Source organism: Halorubrum wangae, assembly GCF_051194135.1.
In the GTDB taxonomy this organism is placed as follows: domain Archaea; phylum Halobacteriota; class Halobacteria; order Halobacteriales; family Haloferacaceae; genus Halorubrum.
Genome location: NZ_JBLZNH010000002.1, coordinates 283304 through 307606, shown reverse-complemented (window position 1 = coordinate 307606; position 24303 = coordinate 283304). Strand labels below are relative to the sequence as shown.

At 68.4% G+C, this 24303-nt stretch carries 21 protein-coding genes and 1 other RNA gene; 13 read left to right on the top strand and 9 right to left on the bottom strand.

The window, feature by feature from the left end:
* Positions 1-46 precede the first annotated feature (46 nt).
* A complete protein-coding gene (locus tag ACNS84_RS06710; RefSeq protein WP_435074078.1) occupies positions 47-991 on the top strand; it encodes a CPBP family intramembrane glutamic endopeptidase in 945 nt (314 codons plus the stop codon).
* Between the two features lie 60 nt (positions 992-1051).
* Here ACNS84_RS06710 and rnpB read toward each other — a convergent pair.
* Positions 1052-1414: RNase P RNA component (gene rnpB, locus ACNS84_RS06705), an RNA gene on the bottom strand.
* A 210-nt stretch (positions 1415-1624) separates the two neighbouring features.
* On the opposite strand from rnpB, the gene ACNS84_RS06700 reads away from it, so the two are divergent.
* A complete protein-coding gene (locus ACNS84_RS06700) occupies positions 1625-2227 on the top strand; it encodes a TIGR00296 family protein (RefSeq protein WP_435074077.1) in 603 nt (200 codons plus the stop codon).
* A gap of 18 nt (positions 2228-2245) precedes the next feature.
* Here ACNS84_RS06700 and ACNS84_RS06695 read toward each other — a convergent pair whose 3' ends face one another.
* Positions 2246-3421: a nicotinate phosphoribosyltransferase gene (locus ACNS84_RS06695; RefSeq protein WP_435074076.1), complete on the bottom strand. Its 1176-nt coding sequence runs from the start codon at positions 3419-3421 to the stop codon at positions 2246-2248.
* 124 nt (positions 3422-3545) lie between these two features.
* Positions 3546-5285, bottom strand: coding sequence for an Hvo_1808 family surface protein (locus tag ACNS84_RS06690; RefSeq protein WP_435074075.1), 1740 nt, complete (start codon positions 5283-5285; stop codon positions 3546-3548).
* Between the two features lie 92 nt (positions 5286-5377).
* Between ACNS84_RS06690 and ACNS84_RS06685 the strand changes: the two genes are divergently transcribed.
* The 6 genes from ACNS84_RS06685 to hisD all read left to right on the top strand — a co-directional run bounded on the left by ACNS84_RS06685 (position 5378) and on the right by hisD (position 9625).
* The gene (locus tag ACNS84_RS06685; RefSeq protein WP_435074074.1) at positions 5378-5956 is read left to right on the top strand and encodes a cysteine hydrolase family protein; all 579 of its coding nucleotides are present in this window, start codon (positions 5378-5380) and stop codon (positions 5954-5956) included.
* A gap of 118 nt (positions 5957-6074) precedes the next feature.
* Complete coding sequence (locus ACNS84_RS06680; RefSeq protein ID WP_435074073.1) at positions 6075-6629, top strand: hypothetical protein; 555 nt, start codon at positions 6075-6077, stop codon at positions 6627-6629.
* 82 nt (positions 6630-6711) lie between these two features.
* The gene (locus tag ACNS84_RS06675) at positions 6712-6873 is read left to right on the top strand and encodes an HVO_2523 family zinc finger protein (RefSeq protein ID WP_435074072.1); all 162 of its coding nucleotides are present in this window, start codon (positions 6712-6714) and stop codon (positions 6871-6873) included.
* 193 nt (positions 6874-7066) lie between these two features.
* On the top strand, positions 7067-8032 hold the full coding sequence (locus ACNS84_RS06670; RefSeq protein ID WP_435074071.1) for a phytoene/squalene synthase family protein: 966 nt from the start codon (positions 7067-7069) through the stop codon (positions 8030-8032).
* A gap of 27 nt (positions 8033-8059) precedes the next feature.
* Positions 8060-8269 (top strand): hypothetical protein, encoded by a 210-nt coding sequence (locus tag ACNS84_RS06665; protein ID WP_435074070.1) that lies wholly within the window; start codon positions 8060-8062, stop codon positions 8267-8269.
* A 78-nt stretch (positions 8270-8347) separates the two neighbouring features.
* Positions 8348-9625 carry a histidinol dehydrogenase gene (hisD, locus tag ACNS84_RS06660; protein ID WP_435074069.1) on the top strand — a complete coding sequence of 426 codons (1278 nt, stop codon included), beginning with the start codon at positions 8348-8350 and terminating at the stop codon, positions 9623-9625.
* Between the two features lie 27 nt (positions 9626-9652).
* On the opposite strand, the gene ACNS84_RS06655 is transcribed toward hisD, so the two are convergent.
* The 3 genes from ACNS84_RS06655 to ACNS84_RS06645 all read right to left on the bottom strand — a co-directional run bounded on the left by ACNS84_RS06655 (position 9653) and on the right by ACNS84_RS06645 (position 12516).
* A complete protein-coding gene (locus tag ACNS84_RS06655) occupies positions 9653-11419 on the bottom strand; it encodes a glycoside hydrolase family 13 protein (protein ID WP_435074068.1) in 1767 nt (588 codons plus the stop codon).
* Between the two features lie 90 nt (positions 11420-11509).
* Positions 11510-12352, bottom strand: coding sequence for a DUF8054 domain-containing protein (locus tag ACNS84_RS06650; RefSeq protein ID WP_435074067.1), 843 nt, complete (start codon positions 12350-12352; stop codon positions 11510-11512).
* Positions 12349-12516, bottom strand: coding sequence for a hypothetical protein (locus ACNS84_RS06645; protein ID WP_435074066.1), 168 nt, complete (start codon positions 12514-12516; stop codon positions 12349-12351). The genes ACNS84_RS06650 and ACNS84_RS06645 overlap by 4 nt, the downstream gene beginning before the upstream one ends.
* A gap of 96 nt (positions 12517-12612) precedes the next feature.
* Between ACNS84_RS06645 and ACNS84_RS06640 the strand changes: the two genes are divergently transcribed.
* From ACNS84_RS06640 to ACNS84_RS06625, 4 genes are all read left to right on the top strand, one after another.
* Positions 12613-14025 carry an extracellular solute-binding protein gene (locus tag ACNS84_RS06640; RefSeq protein WP_435074065.1) on the top strand — a complete coding sequence of 471 codons (1413 nt, stop codon included), beginning with the start codon at positions 12613-12615 and terminating at the stop codon, positions 14023-14025.
* Between the two features lie 150 nt (positions 14026-14175).
* Positions 14176-15177, top strand: a complete 1002-nt coding sequence (locus ACNS84_RS06635) for a carbohydrate ABC transporter permease (protein ID WP_435074064.1) — start codon at positions 14176-14178, stop codon at positions 15175-15177.
* A gap of 1 nt (position 15178) precedes the next feature.
* Positions 15179-16156 (top strand): carbohydrate ABC transporter permease, encoded by a 978-nt coding sequence (locus ACNS84_RS06630; protein WP_435074063.1) that lies wholly within the window; start codon positions 15179-15181, stop codon positions 16154-16156.
* 7 nt (positions 16157-16163) lie between these two features.
* A complete protein-coding gene (locus ACNS84_RS06625; protein WP_435074062.1) occupies positions 16164-17348 on the top strand; it encodes an ABC transporter ATP-binding protein in 1185 nt (394 codons plus the stop codon).
* Positions 17349-17375: 27 nt separating this feature from the next.
* Here the strand turns inward: ACNS84_RS06625 and ACNS84_RS06620 are convergent, their stop codons facing one another.
* The gene (locus ACNS84_RS06620) at positions 17376-19070 is read right to left on the bottom strand and encodes a glycoside hydrolase family 13 protein (protein WP_435074061.1); all 1695 of its coding nucleotides are present in this window, start codon (positions 19068-19070) and stop codon (positions 17376-17378) included.
* A gap of 6 nt (positions 19071-19076) precedes the next feature.
* Positions 19077-20171, bottom strand: coding sequence for a TrmB family transcriptional regulator (locus ACNS84_RS06615; protein WP_435074060.1), 1095 nt, complete (start codon positions 20169-20171; stop codon positions 19077-19079).
* Between the two features lie 230 nt (positions 20172-20401).
* On the opposite strand from ACNS84_RS06615, the gene ACNS84_RS06610 reads away from it, so the two are divergent.
* A complete protein-coding gene (locus tag ACNS84_RS06610) occupies positions 20402-21736 on the top strand; it encodes a glycoside hydrolase family 68 protein (protein ID WP_435074059.1) in 1335 nt (444 codons plus the stop codon).
* 27 nt (positions 21737-21763) lie between these two features.
* On the opposite strand, the gene ACNS84_RS06605 is transcribed toward ACNS84_RS06610, so the two are convergent.
* Positions 21764-24127: a glycoside hydrolase family 32 protein gene (locus ACNS84_RS06605; protein ID WP_435074058.1), complete on the bottom strand. Its 2364-nt coding sequence runs from the start codon at positions 24125-24127 to the stop codon at positions 21764-21766.
* Between the last annotated feature and the right edge of the window lie 176 nt (positions 24128-24303).

Below are 24303 nucleotides of genomic sequence, written 5' to 3'. Positions count from 1 at the left end.
GAACGACACGAACAGCCCTATTATGCGTCGGTCCGTACGCGTGACAATGGCAGACCCCTCCAGGGACGACACGCACCGACGGGAGCCGAATGCGCCCGACGGCGGCGACGCGGGCGCTCCCGACGGCGGCGAGCCGACGGACGGCGCGACCGCCAGCGGCGACGGGCCGCCGACGGGTGACGATACCGCCTCGCCGACCGCGGCCGACGGTCCCGGCATCCGTGCCGTGACGATCGCGATCGCCACGGCGCTCCTCCTTGGCCTCCTCGGCCCGCTGGTCGCTCTGTTGGGCGGGGGCGTCGTGCTCGGGCTCAACGCCGTGACGGGCGGGTTGTCGCTCGCCGTGAACCTCGTTCTCACGCTCGTGTTAGGGCAGTACGTCGCGTTCGGCGGACTGGCGATCGCCTACCTGACATGGAGGGGACTCGATCGGTCGGGGATCGTCGCCTACCTCGGCGTCCGGCGTCCGAGTCTGAAGGAGATCGGGCTGGTGATCGGCGGATGGGCTCTCATCGTGGTGACGCTCATCGCCGTCTCGCTCGTGATGCAGCTGATCGGCTCGGAGGCCGCGCCGAACCAGAGCGCTGAGATCGCGATGCAGAATCCGGGGATCATTCCCCTCTTCGTCGCCGCGTCGTTCCTCGTGATCGGCCCCTCCGAGGAGATACTGTACCGCGGCATCGTTCAGGGACGGCTGCGCGAGACGCTGTCGCCGGCGCCCGCTATCCTCATCGCCTCCGCGATCTTCGCGGCGATCCACGTGGTGGCGCTCACCGGCGGCGCCTCCGCGCGGCTCACCACCATCGCGATTCTCTTCTTCCCGAGCATCGTCTTCGGCGCGGTGTACGAGTACACCGAGAACCTCGTCGTCCCAGCGCTGCTCCACGGACTCCACAACGCCGTTATCTTCACCCTAATCTACCTCTCAGTCGTCTACAGTGACCAGATGCAGGGGGCGGCCGAGGCGAGCGCGGCGCTGCTACCGGCCTGAGTCGATCGAGTCGGCGGAAGACAGAAGCTGAAGACGGCCGTCGCTGGCGGTGTGAGCGCGGACTGAGGGGAGTAAGCCCCCTTCGGTTCATCCCGACATTCGGCTGAGCGTCCGCGCCGTGGCCGGACTACCTTATGGCGCGGACTTGCACCGGCGAGGATTCGCCGTTCCATCCGTTCCCACCCGTCTGTCCTCGTCGGGTTAGCTCCCTTCCCTTACGGGTCGGTTCGCGCGTTCGCGGGTAACCCCGCGAACGCCGTCGGCCGCCGAAGCGACCGCGCGCGACTCACAGGTCGGGGTGGGGGGTGTCGTTGCTGTTCCAGAGCCAGCCGTCTCCGACTCCGGGCGTGTGCCCGGTCGCCTGTCCGGCCGGTGGGGGGACTTTCCTCATGCCAGAGGCACGGGAGTCGGGCTCCCTCTGTCCGGTCTGACGTTCTCCGTGGCGGCGAATAAGCGATCCGGTCGCGTCGGAACGCACGCGGTCGCGGCCCTGGCGACGGGCCGGGCCGACCCAGACGGCGGCGCCGCGGCGATCCGCGACGCGGGCCGGAAATAATCGACCTCGACGGTCGAGAATCGTGCTACGAAGTCGCAAGGGAAGCGTTCAAGTCGACAGCAACGTAATAGAATAGTATGTCCGAGGCTCAGACCGTTCAGCTGTCGTACGACGACGGTGCACGAGCGGTCGAACTCGCGCGGGAGGCGGTCGAGTCGTTCGTCCGACACGGACAACGTGAACAACCCGGCAGCATGCGGGAGGCGTTCTACGCCCGCACTGGCGCGTTCGTTCGACTCGAATCCACGAGGGGGCGCGGCCGGCTCCGGGGCTGTGCCGGCGCGTGGGAAACGTCCGACCAGCTCGGTCACGCCATCGTCGAGGCCGCCATCAAGGCCGCCTCCGGCGACTCCTGCGGCTCGGAGGTCGAGCCCAAGGAGCTCGATAACATCACCGTCTCCGTGTTCATCGTCTCGAACACGGTGCTCACCAACGACCCCCTCGCCGACCTGAAGATCGGTACCCACGGCGTCGCCGTCGACGGCGGCAACTCGCACGGCTGGCTCTACCCGACGGTCCCCGTCGAGAACGGGTGGTCCGGCGCCGAGTTCCTCTCGCGCGCCTGCCGGAAGGCGAAGCTCGCCCCCAACGCTTGGGAGGATGACGAGACGATGGTCACGCTTATCGAGGGACAGGTGTTCCGAGAGCGCGTCGACGGCGGCGCCGTCGAAGAGCTGTAACCGGTTTCGAGACGCCTCTTACTCCGCGGTTGTGTCCGTTCCGTAGCCGACCGCCTCCGCGTCCGCGAGCGCCCGCTCCGTCGCGGCCGCGAGGTCGATGGCGTCGTCGGCGACCACCTCGCCGTCGCGGATCACTGGCTCCATGAGCGACTCGGCACCCTCGGGGCCCGAGCGGTCCGCGAGGCCGACTGCGTGCGCGCCGTCGGCGGTGCGGTAGACCGCTTTCGCGCCGGAGAGCTTTCCGCGCTTCGCGGCCGGCTCCCCCTCGACGGCGACGAGGTCGAGCGCGAAGTCCACGGGGTCGGCGTTGGAGACGTACCCGCCCACGCCGAATCCGTCGGCGACGTCACGAAGTTCGCGGAGGTCGGCGGGGCCGAGCCCGCCCGAGACGTACACGTCGACGTCGTCGTGGCCGCGGACGTCGAGCTCCCACTGCACCTCTCGGACGATGTGTCGGAAGTCGCCGCGACGCGAGCCGGTGGTGTCGAGCCGGACACCATCGAGCCGGTCGCCGAGGGCGTCGACCGCCCGGAGCGTCTCGTCGACCTCGTCGGAGTAGGTGTCACAGAGGGCGATTCGAGGAACCGACTCGGCCGCCGCCTCGTCGAAGGCACGCCACGCGGCCTCCTGTTCGCCGCGGCCGAAGCATATCGAGAGCGCGTGGGGCATCGTCCCCGACGCTTCTCGGCCGAGCAGGTCGCCGGCGGCGACGTGCGAGAAGCCGTCGAACCCACCCACTAGCGCGGAGCGCTCCACCGCCGCCGTCATCGACGGGTGGACGTGGCGTGCGCCGAACGAGAGCACCGACGACTTCGGCGCCGCGACCCGGCAGTCGAGTGCGGCGGTCGCCATCCCGGAGGCGTGCGAGAGGAAGCCCAGAAGCGACGTCTCCAGCCGCGCGAACTCCCGGTACGGACCCTCGATTCGCATCACTGGACCGCCGTCGAACAGTCGCCCCTCAGGGATCGCGTCGACGTCGACGTCGCGACCCGCCAGGAGGGCGACGGCGTCCTTCAGCCCGGCGAGCAGTTCGAAGTCGCCGTCGGGGAACTGATCGGCGGTCACCTCGGCGACGACGTGGGGGTTCCGGCCGGCGTGCGCCAGCGCGGCCTCGGTCCGCTCGAAGTAGGCGTCCGTCGCCCGGCCATCGCGGATCGCGGCGGCGTCAACGATGTCAAACTCGGACTCGGTCATACACGAGGTACGCCGGCGCGGGAGCAAAAGCGGTCCGGGTCTCGCGCCGGATCCGGCTCCCCGTGAGGCCGCCGCTGGCCTCGTCTCGGCCCGACACCGACCGTGCGGCCGACTCGCCGGAGCGTCAGTTCCGCGTTCGACGCGCGAGCAGCGACACCGCCGCCAACAGCCCGACGAGGGCGGCGATGACGCCGAATCCGGGCGCCGAATCGCCCGTCGAGGCGTCCGGACCCGACGAGCCGTCGGTGTCGTCGCCGTCCGCGCCGGTGTCGGTATCGGTGTCGTCGCCGTCCGCATCGTTCCAGTCCGCATCGCTCCCGTCCGCGTCGCTCCCGTCGGTCGCGGGGAGCGCGAGATCCGCGCCGGGACGCAGTTCGAGCACACCGGCGGGCTCGGGGGCGTGGATGATCGTCACGCGAGTCCCGTCCCGCACGACGCCGTAGGCGCCGGGGAAGTCGCCGTTCGCTATCTCATACACCCGCCCCGCTTCGTACTCGGCATCGCCGTGGGCGGTGAGCATCGTGAGGTGCGTCTCGCGGAAGTCTGCGGCGTCGCCGACGGTCTGCCACTCGGTCACCCAGACGTAGCCGTCGCGGGCGTCGTCATCGGCGCCGGCGCGGTAGGGGTACAGCACGTCGCCGGCCCAGCCGTCGGTCGATTCGTGAGCGTAGTTGTAGTTCGCTCGCGTCCGGAGCTGCTCGTCCGGCCGCGTGTGGATCCGGACGTTATCCCCGGCGCTCGCGTCGGGTTCGAGCACCGAATAGCGGTACTCGAAGCTCTGGTACCAGAACATGACGAACATCGACGCTTCGCCCGCGGTCTCGGCGCCGTCGACCCCCTGGTTCGGGTACGTCTCCCAGTCGCCGGTCGCGGTGTCCTCGAACTCGATAGCTGTGGTCTCGTACTCGGGGTTCCGGTGGATCACCTCGGCGGTGCTCCCGGGCGGGTTCGTCATCGTCTCGTTGACCGCCTCCCAGCCCTCCTCGTCGACCAACTCCGCAACGTAGAGCGCGCCGTCGGAGTACGGCTGGAGCACGGTCTGGAGGATGCCGAAGTTGAAGTTGGCCGCCGACCCGCCGCCCCCGCCGGCGGCATTAGGTGCGTCGAGACAGCTCCAGTTGGCCGCACAGCGGGCATCGTACCGCTCCTCGATGTGGACCGCCTCGCCCTCGACGATACCGTTGATAGCGAGGTCGCCGTCCTGCGTGGTGCCGACGTACCGCGGTCGGGTGAGGTCGTGGTACTGGTCCTGCATCGCGTGTGCGAGCTCGTGAGCGAGTGTCGAGGGGTCGACCCGAGTCTCCTCCCCCTCGGCGACGACGAGGACGATCCGGTCCTGGGACGGCGAGTAGAAGCCGGAGACGGCACCGCCGAACACGGAGTCTATCTCGTCGTTCGCGTTCTCGGTGTCACCGACGATGAACAGCGCCTCCCACACTTGGTCGTTCCAGCGCCGGAACGCCTCGTCGGTGGTGTTGTTCCCGCCGACCGAGTTGTTCATGAACTGCGACCGGGAGACCGTCTCGACCGGCACGTCCTCCCGAAACGGTCGCTCGCGAACGTGCTCGACGCGCGCCATCGTCAGGTGAGTCAACGCCGCCAGTTCGGCGTCGCTGAGCCCGTCGCTCTGGTTGAACGACAGCTCGTCCTCGTAGTGCACCCCATTCCAACAGCCGACGAGGTCGGGGCCGTCACCGACGTCGCACTCGGCCGCGGTCGCGCTCTGGGGGGCGTCGCCGGCGGCGACCGTCGCGGGGCCGGCGGAGACGCTCTCGACGATCGGGGCGGCAGCAGCCCCGACGACGCCGAGCGAGAGGAGAGCAATCGCGGCGGCGACGACCGAGAAGGTGAGAACCCGTCGCATACCGTCGATTACGGCTGGCCCGATAAGTAGTTTGTCGGTGCGGGGAGGGGTCCGGCTCTCCTTTTTTCAGCCGCGGCGTCCAACAGTCGGCCATGCCGTACGATCCGACCGAGACTGCGGTGATCGTCGTCGACATGCAGAACGGGTTCTGTCACCCGGACGGGAGCCTCTACGCCGAGCCGAGCGAGGCGGCGGTCGAACCGGTAACGGCGCTCGTCGATCGGGCCCGCGCGGCCGGTGCGAGCGTCGTCTACACCCGCGACGTCCACCCGCCCGAGCAGTTCGACGAGGCGCATTACTACGACGAGTTCGACCGCTGGGGCGAGCACGTCGTCGAGGGGTCCTGGGACGCCGAACTCGTCGCTGAACTCGACGTGCGCGAGGCGGACCACGTCGTCGAGAAGCACACCTACGACGCCTTTTACCAGACCGACTTGGAGGGGCACCTCGACGCGCACGGCATAAACGACCTGCTGATCTGCGGGACGCTCGCGAACGTCTGCGTCCTCCACACGGCCGGCAGCGCCGGTCTCCGCGACTACCGCCCGGTCGTCGTCGAGGACGCGCTCGGCTACATCACCGAGGAGCACCGAGAGTACGCCGTTGACCACGCGGACTGGCTGTTCGGCGAGACGGCGACGCGCGAGGCGGTCGAGTTCGCGGAGCCGTGAGGTCGCGGAGCCGTCAGGTCGCGGGCCCGCACGAGTCGCCGAAGTGAGCGGCACGATTCGTTATCAGCCGCGTGAATCGGCGTGTAACCCTTTTGAACCCCGACGGGGACGGTCGCGTATGGAACTCTCTCGACGCGGCATGCTCGCCGGGGTGGGAGCCGCGTGCGCGGTCGGTGCCGTCGGGTTCGCCGGGGCGACGGCGATGGGCGACGGCGACGCCGGCGAAGCGATCGACGGCAACCCGGTCGGCGTCGGGTCGACCGATGACGGCGGAACCGACGGTCCAGCGGGCGCGGTCGACGTCGACCCGGACGCCCCGTTCGAGGCGAGACTTCTGCGCGACGGCGAGGACGACCGCCGGCTGTTCGACGCGAGCGACCTCGACGAGGTGGAAGGCGTCTTCGCGGACGACGGAGAGTACCTCGTCTACGTTGCGCTCGGCGAGGCCGGAGTCGACGCGTTTCAGGAGCGACTGGCCGCGGCAGGTGCGGTCGACGAACCGGAGCGGTTCGTCGTGTCGATGACGCTCGACGGGACCGAAGTCAGGCGGGTCGAACTGGACGAGCCGACGACGGACGCGCTCACCGACGACGAGTGGGAGGGCGTGTTGACCCTGCCGTTCGGTGAGCGGCAGGTCGCGGAGTCGGTGTACGATTCGTTGGCGGCGTCCTGACTGATCAGGTGAACGGGGGCACGGGCGGCGATGCTGACGCACGAGGGGAATTGGTTATGCGCCCGGCGACCGTGACGGGCCTATGAGCGAGCGCGACGACGACCAGGACGCAGGGGGAGAAGCGACGACCGGGACCGGTGGCCGGCCCTGCCCGCGCTGTGAAACGCCGATGTACCACAGACACTGCAAGTACGTCTGCCCGGCGCACGGGGTCGTCTACGATTGCAGCGACACGTTTTACTGAGCGAGCGGCGCCGCAGTCTTCCGATTTTTCGCCGTTCGACGCGATCGTCTGATCCCACAGACCGGACCGGATTCGCGGAATATGATATGAAAGTAACCATGGATGTGCGAACTGTTATGTTCTTGGAGAGCGAATTTTTGTCCATGACTGGCGACCCGTTTTCGACCCTCCTTGTCGATCGCCAGAGGTCACCATGGTAGAGGAAACTCAGGTCGCCCAGGGCAAGCGCATCCAGCGCCGCACGGGCAAAACCTTCCACGTCGCCACCCGGCTACTGCCGAAGCGCATCCGCCACGCCACGTACGTGCTGTACGGCTTTTTCCGGATCGCCGACGAGGTCGTCGACGCGGAGGACACGGCGCCCCCGGACGAACAGCGATCGGAGCTCGATCGGTTGCGACGGGCCGCCCTCGGCGAGGCGCCGGCGGACGACCCGGTGCTCGACGCCTTCGCCTCGATCAAGACCGAGTACGAGATCGCCGACGAGGACGTTCACTCGTTCGTCGACGCGATGGAGAGCGACATCGGCACCGACCGGTACGAGACCTACGAGGAGCTGGAGACGTACATGGACGGCTCCGCGGCCGCGGTCGGGCGCATGATGACGGCGATCATGGACCTCGACGAGGAGACGGAGGCGGCGGCGCTCCCGCACGCGACACGGCTCGGCGAAGCGTTCCAGATGACGAACTTCATCCGCGACATCAGGGAGGACGCCATCGAGCGCAACCGCATTTACCTCCCGTTAGAGACACTCCAGCGTCACGGCGTGAGCGAGGATCAGATACTCGACCTGAAGTTCGACACGAACGTCGGGGCCGCAGTCCGCGAGGAGCTTGCCAGGACCGAGCGGCTCTACGAGGAGGGCGTCGCGGGGATCAAGTACCTCCCCGAGGACTGCCAACTGGCGGTGTTGCTCGCGGCGGTGCTGTACGCGGACCACCACCGACTCATCCGGGATCTGGGGTACGACACGGTGTCGACGACGCCGGAGCTCTCATTCACCCGCAAGATATCGCTGCTCGTCCGAACCCGCTGGAAGTGGCAGTGGAACAACGACCCCGAGGCGGTGTTCTACGAGGTGTGCCGCGGCTTCGACGGAACGCGCGACCACCGCGAACACGGACCGCACGGCTCGGGCGTCGCGCAGTCGGACTGAGGGGGAGCCGAACCGATCTCCCACCACATGAACAAGTCTCGATTCGTCGGCCTCGCGCTGCTCGCCTTCGGGCTGGTTTTCGTTTCGTTCGTCGTCCGCGGCACGACTCGGCTCGTCGCGCCGTACGAGTTCGCGGTGGCGCTGTCCGCGCCGATCCTCTTTGCTGCTGCGGCGCTGCTGGCGGTTCTCGTCGTCCTCGCGACGCTCGACGTGACCGGAATTCGACGGTTGGAATGAGGTGTCGGCGGGTCGGGACGAGAGCGTCTCCGTCCGCCGAGTCGGAACGCCCTTTTGACCGCGGCCCGGAGGGAGCGCATGGACGTACGAACCGTCGCCGACCTCTCGCCGGCCGAGCGGCGCGCCTTCTTCGAGCGCGACGCCGGCGTCGACGCGGTCCGCGACGACGTGACTGAGATCGTCGACAGGGTGCGCAAGGAGGGCGACGTGGCGGTGCGACAGTTCGCCGAGGAGTTCGACGGCGTGAGCGTCGGTAACATCGATATCACCGACGACGCCGAGCGCGCGCACGCGGAGCTCGACGACGCCGGCGACCCGGTGCTCGACGCGGTCCGCGAGGCGGCGGCGAACATCCGCGAGTTCCACGAGCGACAGCGCCCCGAGGACTGGCGAGAAGAGTTCGGCGGCCGAGAGCTTGGCCGCCGCTTCCGGCCGATCGACCGGGCGGGGGTCTACGTGCCCGGCGGCGCGGCCGCCTACCCCTCCAGCGCGCTGATGGGGGTCATCCCGGCGACGGTCGCGGGCGTCGACCACGTCGCCGTGGCGACCCCGCCGGCCGAGGACCTCGAACCGGTCACCCTCGCGGCGATCCACGAGGCCGGTGCCGACGCGGTGTACCAGGTCGGTGGCGCGCAGGCGATCGCCGCGCTCGCGTACGGCACGGAGACGGTTACGAACGCACAGAAGGTGGTCGGCCCCGGCAACAAGTGGGTCACCGCCGCGAAGGCGGTCGTCCAGGGCGACGTCGAGATCGACTTTCTCGCGGGACCGAGCGAGGTGCTCGTCCTCGCCGACGCGACCGCCGATCCCGACCTCGTCGCGGCCGACCTCGTCGCGCAGGCCGAACACGACCCGAACGCCTCGGTGGTCGCGGTCACCGCCGACGCCGACCTCGCCGACGCGGTGGCCGAGGCGGTCGACGCGCAGGCCGCGGACCGCGAGCGCGAGGAGACGATCCGGGCCGCCCTCGACAACGACGCCTCCGGCGTCCTGCACGCCCGGTCGATGCCCGAGGCGGTGCTCTTCGCCGAGGAATACGCGGCCGAGCACCTCTCGATCGTCGCCGACGACGACGAGGCCCTCTTGGACCGTATCACCAACGCCGGCTCGGTCTTCCTCGGCCCCTACTCGCCCGTCGCCGCCGGCGACTATGCGACCGGGACGAACCACGTGCTGCCGACGAACGGCGGCGCGAAGCGCTACGGCGGGCTCTCCGTGGACACGTTCCTCCGGTCGTCGACGGTCCAGCGGCTGGACCGCGACGCGCTCTCAGACCTCTCGGAGACGGTCACGACGCTCGCGGAGGCCGAGGGGCTGGAGGCGCACGCCGAGAGCGTCCGTAAGCGGTTCGAGTAGCCCGGACCGAACGAGGGCTCGCACCGACTACTCGACGACGCGGTAGACGCGCGCCTCCCACGGTCTGAGACGGAGGTCGCCGGCTGCGAACTCCCCCGTCGCGTCGGCGGTCCCCTCCCCGCGGTAGTTGCCGAGCAGCAGGGCGGCCCCGTCGCTCGTGACGCCCGCCGGGAGGTTCACGTCGAGGTCGTCGCCGGTGAAGTTCAGCGCGACGACGATCCGTTCCGCTCCCGCGGCGGTCTCGAGCGTCCGGGTGTAGGCCCACACCTCGTCGTCCTCAGGGAACAGCGGCTCGTAGTCGCCGTACACGACGGCGTCGTACTCCTCGCGGAGGTCGACGAGTTCGCGGTAGTAGTGCCACACCGACTCCCCGTCGGCGCGCTCGCGCTCGACGTTGATCGCGTCGTGATTGGGGTTGACGCCGATCCACGGCTCGCCGTCGGTGAAACCGGCGTGCTCCGCGGTGGACCACTGCATGGGGGTCCGCGCGTTGTCGCGAGTGTTCGCGCGGATTCCCGACTTGACAGCGTCGAACGACGCCACCGTCCCGTCCTCGATGGCCTGTCGCAGCGGGTTGAGGGTGTCGACGTCGCGGAGCTCGTCGGTCGACTCGAACGGATAGTTCGTCATCCCCAGCTCCTCGCCCTGGTAGACGTAGGGGGTGCCCCGGAGCGTGTGAAGCAGCGTCGCGAGCAGCGTCGCGGACTCCCGTCGGTACTCGCCGTCGTCGCCGAACCGCGACACCATCCGCGGCTGGTCGTGGTTGTTGAGGTACAGCGCGTTCCACCCGGTCTCGCGCAGCCCCTCGTCCCACCGGTTGAACACGGCCTTGAGCTCAGAGAGCGCCCATTCCTCGCGGTCCCAGACGCGCTCGCCCCGGTCGAGCGTCATGTGCTCGAAGTGGAACAGCATCGAGAGACCGTCCTCGTCCGGGTCCAGGTACCGGCGAGCGTGCTCCATCGGAAGCTCCGGCCCGACCATCTCGCCCACCGTGAGGAGGTCCCGGTCCAGGACCCGGTCGTTCATCTCCCCGAGGTACTCGTGGACGCGCGGTCCGTTCGGCACGCAGCTCAGCGTCCCGTTGAGCGGGGCGTCGAAGTCGTTGGGGAGTCCATCGGGCTTGGAGACGAGGTTGATCACGTCCATCCGGAACCCGTCGATCCCCTTCTCGAGCCACCAGTTCATCAGGTCGAACACCGCCTCCCTCACGCGGGGGTTCTCCCAGTTCAGGTCCGGCTGTTTGCGGTCGAACAGGTGGAGGTACCACTCCCCTCGCCGCTCGTCGTAGGACCACGCGGGCCCGCCGAACAGGGACTCCCAGGCGTTCGGCGGGGCCTCTCCGTCCGGTCCCCGCTCCGACTCCCAGTCGACCGCGTCGGCGTCGCGGCCCTCGCGCCACCAGTAGTAGTCCGCGTACTCCGCGTCGCGCTCGCGCGAGCGTCGGAACCACTCGTGTTCGTCGGAGGTGTGGTTGACGACCAGGTCCATGATCAGCTTGATGTCCCGGTCGTGCAGCGCCGCGAGCAGCGCCTCCCAGTCGCCCATCGTCCCGAACTCGTCCATGATCGACCGATAGTCCCGAATGTCGTACCCGTTGTCCGCGTTCGGCGAGTCGTACACCGGACACAGCCACACCACGTCGACGCCAAGGTCGTCGAGGTAGTCGACCTTCTCGATAATCCCCGGGAGATCGCCCACCCCGTCACCGTCCGTGTCGTTGAAGCTCCGCGGATAGATCTGGTACACCACCGCCTCCTTCCACCACTGCCGGTTCGGACCGCCGTCGGATCCCATGGGCACCGTCCGCTCACGGGAGTGAAAAAACCGATCGGGACCGCCGCTCCCGCGGCGACCGGGACTGCTCCTCCCGCGACGATCGAGACCTCACTCCCGCGGGAAAGTGTAGAGCCGGACCTCGCAGGCCGGACAGGCGAGCGTCTCGGCGGGCTCCTCGCCGGGGCCCGTGTGTCCGCCGCAGCACGGCATGTCGACCCCGCGTTCCAGGTCGCCCCCGCAGTCCGGGCAGGCCTCGAGGAACATCCGGTTCGTCCGGGCGGCGGCGAGGCGGATCGAGTCGTCGGAGAGGAACGGCTCGGCGGCGCGGTAGCCCGCGATCTCGGCGATCGCGACCGGACGTCGGAGCCACGTCTCGTCGATGGTGTTCCCGTCGGGCGGCGAGAGCGCGACCCACTCGTCGCCGTCCTCACTGACCGCTCGGGCCGCGGCCGCCGGAGAGATATCTCGGGCGATCGCCGCGAGCGACTCGGTGTCCTCGGCCCGGAGTCGGTCCGTCTCCGCGCGCCAGCGCTCGCGGTAGGCGGCCGTCGGCGCCACCGCGTCGCCGTCGATTTCGAGGACGCCCTCGGCGAGGAGCCGATCGAGGAGTTCCTCGCCATCGACGTCCGCCGGATCGAGCGAGCCGCTCTCACCGTCGGGCGCGCGGTCGCCGCCGTCGGTGGCGGCGGTTCCGTGGAACAGCGCGTCGCTGCCGGGGATCGGGGCCACGAGCCGCGGCGCGAAGCGCGGCGTCCCGGGCACCACGTATCCGCGCAGCCAAACGAGCGCGAGGCCGACGACGGCGACGGCGCCGGCGGTCGACGGGCTGACCACCGAGACCGCCGCCGCGGCGACGGCGACGAGCGCGACGTTGACGACCGTACACGGCCAACACCGGTTCTCGCCGGTGTGCTCCGGCCGCCGCGGGTCGAGCGTGGTCGAGCGTGTCATTCACACGGGGTTCCGGCCGTCGGGCTATCAAGCCTGCGGTCGCCCGGCGTCCCCGTCGCCGCGCCGGTCCGGAAGCCGGCATCGAGCGTCGCGGCGAGCGCGAGCGAGCGATCGCCCTCCGAGTCACCGCCCGACCGGTCGGCGTCGGTAACTGGACTTCTCATCGGTCTGCAGCCGGATGCCCAATCGGTCGATATTGTTAACATCTCCTGTTGTAAATACCCCTAATTATATTAATGATTGTTCCTTATGGGCAGTCGATGCCAGACGATAGCACACCCAAGGGGGTCTCGCGGCGACAGTACCTCGCGGCGACGGGCGCGGTGGGAACGGCCGGCCTCGCGGGCTGTACCGGCGGAGGCGACGGCGGCGGCAGCGGCGGCGGCGGCAGCGGCGACAACACGGTTACCGTCTTCTCCGGGTCGGCGTACAAGGACATCGGGTTCGAAGAGGCGCTCCACGAAGCGGGGCTGTCCGACGACATCAGTGTCGAGATGGTCGTGCCCCCGTCAGACTCCGGCAGCAAGCAACAGCAGCTCCGGACCGCGATCAACGCGGAGGAGTCGGATCCGGACCTGGTGTTGACCGACAACGGGTGGACGATCCCGTTCATCGTCCGCGACGACCTCGTCAACCTGGAAGAGGAGATGGACGAGGAGTTCATCGCCCGCGTCAAGGAGGAGGGTGTCCAGTCGATGATCGACACGGGGACTCACCCCGAGACCGGCGACCTGTACTCGGTTCCGGTGTTCCCTGACTACCCAGTCATCACCTACCGGAAGGACCTGCTGCGGAACGCCGGGTACGGCGACTCGGACTTCGAGACCTGGCAGACCGATCCCCCGACGTGGGCGGAGTTCTCGCAGATCGTCTCCGAGGCGCAGACCTCGGACGTGGATTACGGCCACGTCTGGCAGGGGAACAACTACATCGGACTGGCGTGCTGTACGTTCAACGAGTTCCTCACGAGCATGGGCGGCGCCTTCTTCGGCGGGCAGGACAACCTCTTCGGGCCGATCGGCGACCGACCCGTCACCCTCGACACGGAGGAGTCCATCGACGGGATCGAGGCCGCGGTGGACATCATCCACGGCGAGGGGCTCTCGCCGATGGACATCGACGGCGTCTCGCCCCCGGAGGTGGCCGGGTGGATCGAGCCCGACACGAAGAGCACCTTCGAGGCCGGGAGCGCGGTCACCCAGCGCAACTGGACCTACTCGATCGGCGGGGCCGTGAGCGCCTTCGAGGGGTCGGACATGGAGCTCGGCGTGATGCCGCTGCCCGCGGGGCCGAACGGCTCCTGGCACGCCCAGGGCGGGTGGATCATGTCGATGAACCCGTACACGGACAACAAGGAGGCGGCGAAGGAAGTGATCAAGGCATGGTGGGAGGACTCGGTCTTACAACTTCAGTTCGACGAGGCGAACTACATGCCGCCGAAGCCGGAGCTGTTCAGCTACGTCGAGGAGAGCGACACGTACGGGCCGTACTTCGAGGCGCTCCAGTACTCGGCGGAGAACCTGATCCCGCGGCCGACGACCTCGGTGTGGCCGAACCAGCGGACCATCGTCGCCAACGAGGTCAACTCGGCGCTCCGGCAGGAGCAGACGCCCGAGGAAGCCGCGAGCGCGATGCAAGAGCAGATCTCCGCGATCGAAGAGCAGTCGGGGTAACGGCGCTCGGCTGAGCGGCCTCCCCGCCCGACGGCGTTTCGGGGATCGAGTCAAACAATAAACATACAATAATGATAAATATTCGCATGAAAAACAGGCGGGCGATGCTCGTACCACAACGACGGGCAGTCAGGCGGGGTGTTGATCGCCGTGGCAGTTGAACAGAGGACGGAGACGTCGGGCGGCTCCGGTGGCGTCCTGACGGGGCTCGCGACGTGGACGGAGAACCTGAGCGAGCAGGCGTACGCGTATCTGCTGTTGGTGCCGGCGTTCCTCGTGCTGTTGCTGTTCGCGTTCTGGCCGCTGGCGTCGGCGATCAGGATGTCGTTCTTCGCCGACCAGATCACCTCCGGTCAGCTGGGTGAGTTCGTCGCGCTCGATAACTACGTCGCGCTGCTCACGAACACCAACGCGCTTGCGCCGGCGGCGTTCATCGATCCCTCCTTCCAGACGCCGATCCTGGAGCAGGCGCTGTTCATGACGATACTGTTCGCCGTGTTGAGCGTGACGGGCGAGACGCTGCTCGGCTTCCTCTACGCCATGCTGATGAAGGCCGAGTACAAGGGCCGGCGGCTCGTTCGGCTGCTCATCATCCTGCCGTGGGCGATCCCGATCGTTATTCAGGGGATGATCTTCTTCCTGCTGTTCCGGCCCGGGTACGGGCTGTTGACCGAGCCGCTCCAGCAGATCGGGCTCTTCTCGAACCTGCCACTCAACACGACGTTCGACAGCTTCGTCATCGTGACGGTGGCGGACATCTGGAAGACGTCCGCGTTCATGGCCCTGCTAATCTTGGCGGGGTTAGAGAGCGTCAACCAGGACCTGTACGAGGTGGCCGACGTGATGGGGGCCTCCCGGTGGCAGCGGTTCCGCTACATCACGTTCCCGCTGGTGTTCCCGGTGTTGATGGTCGCGATGCTGTTCCGGACGATGGGCGCGCTCCGGGTGTACGGGATCATCGAGTCGACGACCGTCGGCTGTTCGACCGTCCCGTCGATGACCTGTCTCGTGACGCAGTTCATGTTCGGCTCCGCGACGCAGTACGGCTCCGCGGCCGCCGTGAGCGTCCTGATCGCCATCGTCGTGGGACTGTTCATCATGATGTACCTTCTACTCATTCGAGTAAGCAACCAGAACCTGGGGTTAGCATAACATGAGCATCGACGCACGCAACCACGAAGACGCGGAAACGTTCGACGGCTCGGACGGCGAGTCGAGCGGCGACGACGAGAACAACTCACCCATCGGGCGGTGGGCCGACGACTGGATCCGCAACCCCGAGAAGGCGTACGCCGTCATGCTGGTGTTCCTGGGCGGAGTCCTGCTGACGACCTCGCTGTTCCCGCTGTACTGGCTGTTCAACGTGGCGATGGCACCGCCCGGACAGACCGACATCCCGCTCGTTCCGACGACGATCGACCTATCGGCGTTCGTTCAGGTGTTCGTGCAGGTGCCGTTCGCGCGGTTCATGTTCAACAGCCTCTTCTACGCGTTCACGGTGACGGTGTTCGTACTCCTCGTCGCGAGCTTCGCCGGGTACGCGTTCGGGCGCCTGGAGTTCCGCGGGAAGACGCCGCTGCTGTTCGCGCTCCTAGTCCTCAGCTTCTTCCCGCCGGCGACGCTGTTCATCCCGCTGTTCCGAGCGTTCAATCAGCAGGTTCCGATGCTCGGGATCTTCACTCTCCCGGTGGAGATCTACGGGACGCCCGGCGCGGTCATCGCGCCGCTGAGCGCGTTCACGATGCCGCTGGCGATCTTCATACTGACCACGTTCTACGGCCAGATCCCGGACGGCCTCGAGGCGGCCGCCAGAGTCGAAGGGACGACGCGGCTCGGCGCGCTGTTCCGCGTGATCATGCCGCTCTCGGCTCCCGGCGTCGCGACCGCCGGCATTCTCACCTTCATCACGGTGTACACGGAGTTCTTCTTCTCGTTCCTGATGACCGGCAACAGCGCGGCCGAGTGGGCGCCGGTGGTCGACGGCGTCATCGCGTTCCAGACGCAGTACACCGTTCGGTACGACCTTCAGGCGGCGGCGAGCCTGATCGCGATCGTTCCGGTGGCGATCCTCGTCGTCGTCGCACAGGACAAGATCATCAGCGGCCTCACGCAGGGCGCGCTCAAGGAGTGATAACATTATGGCACGAGTAAAACTCACGGACGTCACGAAACAGTACGACGACGTAACGGCGGTCGACAACATGAACCTCGATCTGAAGGACGGCGAGTTCATCTGCCTCGTCGGTCCGTCCGGGTGTGGGAAGTCCACGACGCTCGAGACGATCGCGGGACTCACCAAGCCCACGTCGGGGGAGATCCTGATCGGCGACCGCGAGGTGACGAACCTCCCGCCGAAGGACCGCGGCATCGCGATGGTGTTCCAGAACATCGCGCTGTTCCCGCACATGGACGTGTACGACAACATCTCCTTCGGGCTCCGGCTGCGGAACTTCCCCAAAGAGGAGATGGACGAGCGCGTCGACGAGGCGGCACGGGTCGTCCGGATGCAGGGCATGCTCGATCGGATGCCGAGCGAGATGTCCGGCGGGCAGCGTCAGCGCGTCGCGATCGCGCGGGCCATCGTCCGTGACCCGGACGTGTTCCTGATGGACGAGCCGCTGGCGAACCTGGACGCCAAGCTGCGCGTCAACATGCGGACCGAGCTGCAGCGGCTCCACAAGCAGCTGGACACGACGATCATCTACGTCACGCACAACCAGGCGGAGGCGATGACGATGTCGGACCGGATCGCCGTCCTCGACAAGGGCGAGCTCCAGCAGATCGCGCCGCCGCTCACCTGCTACAACCAGCCGGCCAACCGGTTCGTCGCCGGCTTCATCGGGTCTCCCTCGATGAACTTCGTCGACGCGACCGTCGGCGACGGCACCCTCGACGCGAACGGCTACTCCGTCTCCTTCGACACCGCGGCGATCGACGGCGTGGGGTCGGGCGACGCGGTGGAGTTCGGCATCCGCCCGGAGGACCTCTACCTCGCGGACAACAGGGCCGAGGCCGGCGATCCGAGCAGGACGTTCTCGGTCGAGACCGACGTGCTCGAACCGATGGGCGACGAGATCTTCGTCTACCTGAAGCCGATCCTCGACATGGACGACAACGAGGGGATGACCGACTTCGAGGAGCGGCAGGGCCTGCTGATGAGCGTCGATCCGGCGACCGACATCAGCGAGGGCGAAGACGTCGAGATCGTCCTCGACCGCGCTCGGATCCACCTGTTCGACGACGAGACCGGCGACGCCATCTCGCACGGCGTCGTCGCCGACGCGGACACCGAAGCGGGCGGGGACGGCGTGCAGGCCGACTGAGCGTCGACGCCGTCCGGAATCGCTTTTTCAGAGCCGGTACACGACCGCCTCGTAGGGCCGGAACTCGCGGCCGGCGGGGTCGGTCGGCGGCTCCTCGTAGTTGCGTGCCAGGACCTCGGCGTCGGCGGTGTCGACCGTTCCCGCCTCGAACGTCGGGCGGCCGTCGGACCAGTTGAGAACGACCAGAAGTTCGTCGTCGCCGAGCGTCCGCGTGTACGCGTAGAAGCTGGGATGGTCCGGCAACAGCAGGTCGTACTCGCCGTACACGAGGGCGTCCTCCTCACCTCTGAGATCGATCAGTCGCCGGTAGTGATGCCAGATGGAGTTCTCGTGGTCCCGCTCCGTCTCGACGTTGATCTCGCGGTAGTTCTCGTTGACGAGGAGCCACGGGTCGCCGTCGGTGAAGCCGGCGTTCTCGGCCGCGGACCACTGCATCGGCGTTCGCGCGTGGTCGCGGCTCCAGTAGTTCACGAGGTCCCGTACGTCTTCGAAGCCGTCTGCGACGCCGCGTTCGAACAGGTCGGTGACCGACCCGATCGTCTCCACGTCGTCGATCTCGTCGAGGCTCTCGAACGTGTCGTTCGTCATCCCGATCTCGTCGCCCTGATACACGTACGGCGTCCCCGAGAGCGTCAGGAGGAAGGTGGCGAGCAGCGTCGCGCTCTCGCGTCGGTACGCCTCGTCGTCGCCGAAGCGCGAGACGATCCGCGGCTGGTCGTGGTTTCCCAGGAATACCGAGTTCCATCCCCGGCCGCGGAGCCCGGTCTGCCAGCGAGTCATCGCCCGCTTGAACTCGGGGAGGTCAAGGTCTCCCCAGTCGGTCGGGTCCCAGATACCGTCCGGGCCCGCGTCGATGTCCATGTGGTCGGACTGGAATATCATCCCAAGTCCGGCGCCGTCTTCGAGGTATCGCGCCGCGGTGTCGACGTCGGTGTTCGGCATCTCCGCAACCGTCATCGCGTCGTACTCGTCGAGCACGTCGACGAGCCCACTCAGGTACTCCTCCAGCCGCGGGCCATTGAAGAACCGCTCCTCGCCGACGAGCCCGGCGGTCGGATCCCCGTCCGGGTACCCCTCGGCCTTCGAGAGCAGGTTGATCGCGTCCATTCGGAACCCGTCGATCCCCTTCTTGAGCCACCAGCGCATCATCGACTCGACGTCCTCGCGAACGCGCGGGTTCCGCCAGTTCAGGTCCGGTTGGGTCTCGTGGAAGAGGTGGAGGTACCACTCCCCCCGTCGCTCGTCGTAGGTCCACGCGGACCCGCCGAAGATCGACTCCCAGTTGTTCGGCGGCTCGTCGGGCTCGCCGTCGACCCAATGGTAGTAGTCCGCGTACTCCGCGTCGCGTTCTCGCGACCGCCGGAACCACTCGTGTTCGTCGGAGGTGTGGTTGACGACCAGGTCCATGATCAGCTTGATGTCCCGGTCGTGCAGCGCCGCGAGCAGCGCCTCCCAGTCGCCCATCGTCCCGAACTCGTCCATGATCGACCGATAGTCCCGAATGTCGTACCCGTTGTCCGCGTTCGGCGAGTCGTACACCGGACACAGCCACACCACGTCGACGCCAAGGTCGTCGAGGTAGTCGACCTTCTCGATAATCCCCGGGAGATCGCCCACCCCGTCACCGTCCGTGTCGTTGAAGCTCCGCGGATAGATCTGGTACACCACCGCCTCCTTCCACCACCGCCGGTTCTGACCGCTGCCGGAGTCACGCTGTGTCATCGAGGATCACTGCTCCGGAGAGGGCGGGCTGTCGACGGCGACGACCGTGATCTGGTGCGCCTCGACGGCCTCGACCATCGCGCCCCATCCCCCCACCTCGACGAGCCCGTCGTCCGTATCGACCACGATCGCGACCTGTCCGCCGTAGCTCGCGATGACCTCGGCGTGGGCCGCGTCCTTCGGCCCGGTGACGATGAGGTCGGCGATCTGTCCCTCGACGACCCTGTCTTTCCCCGTCTCGGTGTCGGCGCCCTCGATACGAACGCGGACGGTGGCGCCGTCTCGGAGGAGCGGCGCGACGTCGCGGACGCAGTACCGGATGTCGACGTACTCGATAGGCGGCTCGTCGTCGATCGACGAGTAGATCGGCTCCCAGGTGTCCCACTGCGTCGTGAGGAAGTACCAGTAGAACACGTAGCTGTGGGTCCGGTCGTCGACGAGCACGCCGTACTCGTTCGTCGACCCGGCGTGCGGTGCGAAACACGTCTTCGTGCGGTCGACGATCGCCGCGAACGGCGAGGGGAGCTGCCGATGGCGCGCTTCCGAACAGACGTCGCTCAGCTCTTCTGGGTCGGGGAGATCCATCTCGGTTCCCTCCGGGGCGTGGATGGAGAGGTTGACGCGAACGCCGCGTTCGGTCGCCTCGCGGAGCGCGCCGCGAAGGCGCTCGAAGTCGTCGACGCCGAGCGAGACGTTCACCTGCGACTCGGCCTCACGGATAAACTCGTCGGCGTTCTTGATCACGGTCTCGAACCGCGTCACGATGCTGACGGTCGACTGCTCGACGGAGGGCTCGTTCCAGCGGCGCTCGATCTCCTCGGTCGCCGTGGCGAACCGGTTCGCCCGCGACTCCAGGTCCTCGATGATCGCGTCGAGGCTGTTCGCGCGGGCGTACAGCGACTCCTGCTCGTACGTCTCGATGTACCCCGCGCTCTCGAGGTCCCGCAGCACGTCGTAGATGCGCGGGTCGGGGACGCCGCTGGCTTCGGCCACGCGGGTCACCGGCGCCGAGCCGAGCTCGAGGACCGTCACGTACGCGTCGGCCTGATACGGGGAGAGCCCCGCGTCCTCCAGCGTCTCGGTGAGTTCTTCGCGTTTCACGGTCACCACCCGTCGCCACGGACGCAGTCGGCCTCGTCGGTTCGTCCAGCCGATCGTGTGGTCATGGTTCAAACTACCACGGCTGTACTAAAACAGTTTATCATAGGGATAGGCGACGGGGTCGAGAGTCTCGGGCAGGCCCGTGCATCCCTCGCCGCCGGTCGACGGATCGACCTCGTCGGGTCGCCACGACTGAAAAGGCTTTATTCGATTCGTCGTGGAGTGAGCGTATGGACGATCCGCGCCCCGGTGGCGACCGTCGGTCCCGATCGCGCTGGACGCGCGATCAGGCCGCGGGCATCGAGCGCCGCCACGGCAACGTCGCGCCGCCGGCGGGACCGCCGACCGTCGACCCGTTCCCGGAGCTACACATCTGGGACACCTGGCTCCTGCGGGACCGACACGGCGAGATCGCCGACGTCGACGGGTATCGCCTCGCCTTCTCGCTCACTGCGCCCGCGGACCTGCTTCCGGGCACTCGCCACGACGTGGCCGAGATACGGTGTTTCTACTCGGCCGACGGCGAGACCTGGCGCGACGCCGGGGCGGCCTTCGACGGCGGCGCGCTCGGTCAACGGCAGTGGGCCGGCTCGGCGCTGTACGACGACGGCGACCTCTACCTCTACTACACGGCCGCCGGCCGCGACGACGCCGACGAGCTGACCTACACGCAACGGATCGCGGTCGCGCACGGCGGCACGGTCGCCGCGACCGACGACGGGATCGAGCTCGCGGGACCGTGGACTCACGAGACGCTGCTGGAACCGGACGGTGACTGGTACGAGACGGAGGCGCAGTCGCGGGGGATGACGTACACGTTCCGCGACCCGTGGTTCTTCGAGGACCCCGCGACCGGCGAGACACACCTCCTCTTCGAGGCGAACGTCCCGGCGCCGGAGCGCGAGGGCGACGACGCGGAGACGACGGAGCGACGGGCGTTCAACGGCTGTATCGGCGTCGCTGCCTCTCCCTCCGGCGACCCGCTCTCGTGGGAGCTTCGGCCACCGCTCCTCGACTCACTCGAAGTGAACCAAGAGCTCGAACGCCCGCACGTCGTCATCGCCGACGGTCGCTACTACCTGTTCGTCTGTAGTCACGTCCATACGTTCGCGCCGGGCGTCACGGGCCCCGACGGACTGTACGGGTTCGTCGCCGACGCGTTCGAGGGCGAGTACCGACCGCTCAACGGGAACGGACTCGTCGTCACGAGCCCACCGAGCGCGCCGTTTCAGACGTACTCGTGGATGGCGTTCGCCCACGAGGAGGAGGTGTTGGTCCAGAGCTTCCTCAACTACCACGACTTCGGGGGCGACTCGCTCGACGCAATCGCCGAGCTGCCGGAGGTCGAACAGCGGGACCGGTTCGGTGGGACGCTCGCGCCGACGCTCCGGCTGAGAGTCGACGGCGACCGTACTCGGCTGCTCGGATCCCTCGACGCGTGGCGGATCCCGACCCCGGACGAGCCGCTCCCACCGGCAGACGGGTCTGGGCTGCCCACCGACTTCGACGAGGGCGTCTCCGAGCCAGGGGTCGACCGCGCATCCGAGTACAGCGCCGAGTACTGAGGCGGCGGTCGGCGAGCGCCGGGGCGGCTACGGTCGTCGTTCGCGGGCGGCGGGATCGTTCGCGGTGGAATCGCCCGTGGCAGGATCGCCGGTGGCAGGATCGCCCGCAGTTTCGTCGGTCAACCCCTCGTCTTCCGGGAGTCCCATCGAGCCGTCGAGACGCCACGCGGTCAGCTCCGTGATCGACGCGCGCCCGCCCTCGGCGACCGCGGAGACGTCGACCGCGTCCTCGCGGGTCGGGTACACCCGGCTCGTCAGGCAGTGCCGACCGTTCGCGTATATTTCGATGACTGACCGGTCGACGAACACCCGCAGCGACAGCGGCTCGTCGTACGGCGGGACCGACATCGACTGCGGGTCGGTGAAGGCCTCGGAGTCGCCGCTCGACGGCGCCCGGACGACGGTCAGCGTGCCATCGCGTTCGTAGCGGATCGGCGTGTGCTCTGCGCGATCCGGCGTCTCGAACACCGATAGCTCGACCGCCTCGGCGTCTTCCAAGGCGATCTCCGCGTCGATCTCGATCGTCGCGCCGGCGGCGTCGAGCCGCTGCCGGTCGCCGTCGGTGAGGCGCACGTCGCGGTGGTCGGCGATCCGCTCCGCGCGGAGGTCGGTCACCTCCGCGGCCGGCCGCTGCCTGAGATCGCCGTCGTCGTCCAGTTCGAGCACCCGCGGGAGCGATAGCGCGCCGGACCAGCCGGCGTCCCACTGGTCGGCCACGTCGCGAGCCTCGGGGAGCCACCCCCAGGTGAGCGTCCGATCGCCGTCCTCGAGCGACTGCGGCGCGTAGAAGTCGCCGTGGTCGAGCAGCCCCTCGGCGTCGACGGCGAGCTCGCCGTCTTCGAGGGTTCCGAGGAAGTAGACGACGTTCTCGTAGTCGGAGACGTGGAGGAGCCGACGCTCGCCGAGGTCGAGCAGCTCGGGGCACTCCCAGACGGCGCCGGCGTCGGGACCGCCCACGAGCAGGGGGCCTTCGTAGGTCCACTCGCGGAGATCGTCGGCGGTGTACAGCAGCGCGGCACCCCCGCCGTCGGAGAGTCCTGTGCCGACGAGGTGGTACCACATGCCGTCCTCGCGCCAGACGTTGTGGTCGCGGAACTCCGCGCGCCAGTCGTCGGTCTCCAGGACGTCGAGGTCGGCCGGTGGCGCCTCGATAACGGGGTTGCCGTCGTACTTCTCCCACGAGCGGAGTTCGGGGTCGTCGGTCGTCGCGAGGCAGGGGAGCTGATCGCGGCCGGCGCCGCCCGTGTACAGCAGCGTCGGCGTCCCATCGTCGTCGACGGCGCAGCCGGACCAACAGCCGTCGCGGTCGGGGCCGTCGGGCGAGGGGGAGAGCGCGACCGGCTCGTCGCGCCACGTGACGAGGTCGTCGCTGACGGCGTGGCCCCAGTGGATGGTGTTGTGGTACGGACCGCCGGGGTTGTACTGGTAAAAGACGTGGTACCGCCCGTTCCACCGGATGAGCCCGTTCGGGTCGTTCAGCCAGTTCGCGGGCGCCGTGAGGTGGTATGCGGGGCGGCCGCCGGGGCCGTCCTCGCCCGCCTCCTCAACGCGCTCGCGGAGCCGACGCATGTCGGCGGCGCTCTCCGGCCGGCTCGGGACCGGCTCGGACGACGCAAGGCTCCTGAGACACCCCGCGAACAGCCGGTCTCGAGTCACGTCGAAGTCCCGACCGGCCTCGGCGTGCTCGTCCGTCGGCGACTCGGCGAACAGCACGGGCGCGCCGATTCCGAGGACGGCGCCGTCGCCGGCGGGCCACGAGACGACCGTCACCTCCTCCGGGACCTCGGTGCCGCCGCGGACCGTCGAGGCGAGTGGCTCGCCGTTGGCGGGGAGCACGCGCTCGTAGCGGACCCCGGGCACCGTTCCGCGTCGCCGGAGCGGATGGCGGAGCCCGTCGAGCGCGTCGAGTGCGGGATGGTCGGCGTGCAGCGAGCGCCAGAGCACTCCCGACGGCTCCCCGAGGGCATCGTCGCCGACGCGGTCCGGGGGGACCGACTCGACCGAGAGGGCGTCGACCGCCGCGAACGCGTAGAGGCTCAGACAGAGGCCGCCACCGGCCGCGAGGAAGGCCTCGACCGCGGGCGCCGCGTCGATGAGTGGGTTCGCGCTCCCGATCGGACGGTCGCGGTGCCACCAGAGGACGTCGAACCGCCCGGCGGCGTCACCGACGCCGGCGCCCGGATACGACTCGCCGAGCGACCGCGACCCGTCGGCGTCGCCCGGCTCCGGCGCCACCGGTGGAGCGAGCGCCTCGCCCGCGTCGAGGGCGTCGAACGGGACAATCTCGACGGCCGCGCCGTCGCGGGCGCCGATCCACTCCGCGGCGGCGTGCTGCTCGGTCGTGGGGTCCCCGTCGACTAACAGCCCAACGCGGAGCGACGAATCCGTCATACCCGTGTTCACTCACTACCGAGTCAAAACCGTGTCGTCCCAGCGACGGGGCGCTCCTCTCCTGACGGCCGAGAAACCGTCCGCGGGGCCACCGAAGGGGTCGCTCGGCGGAACGTAACCATCACCGATAACGCCGAGCGGGGACGCGCCGGCAGGGTTTTCACCGTGCGAACGGA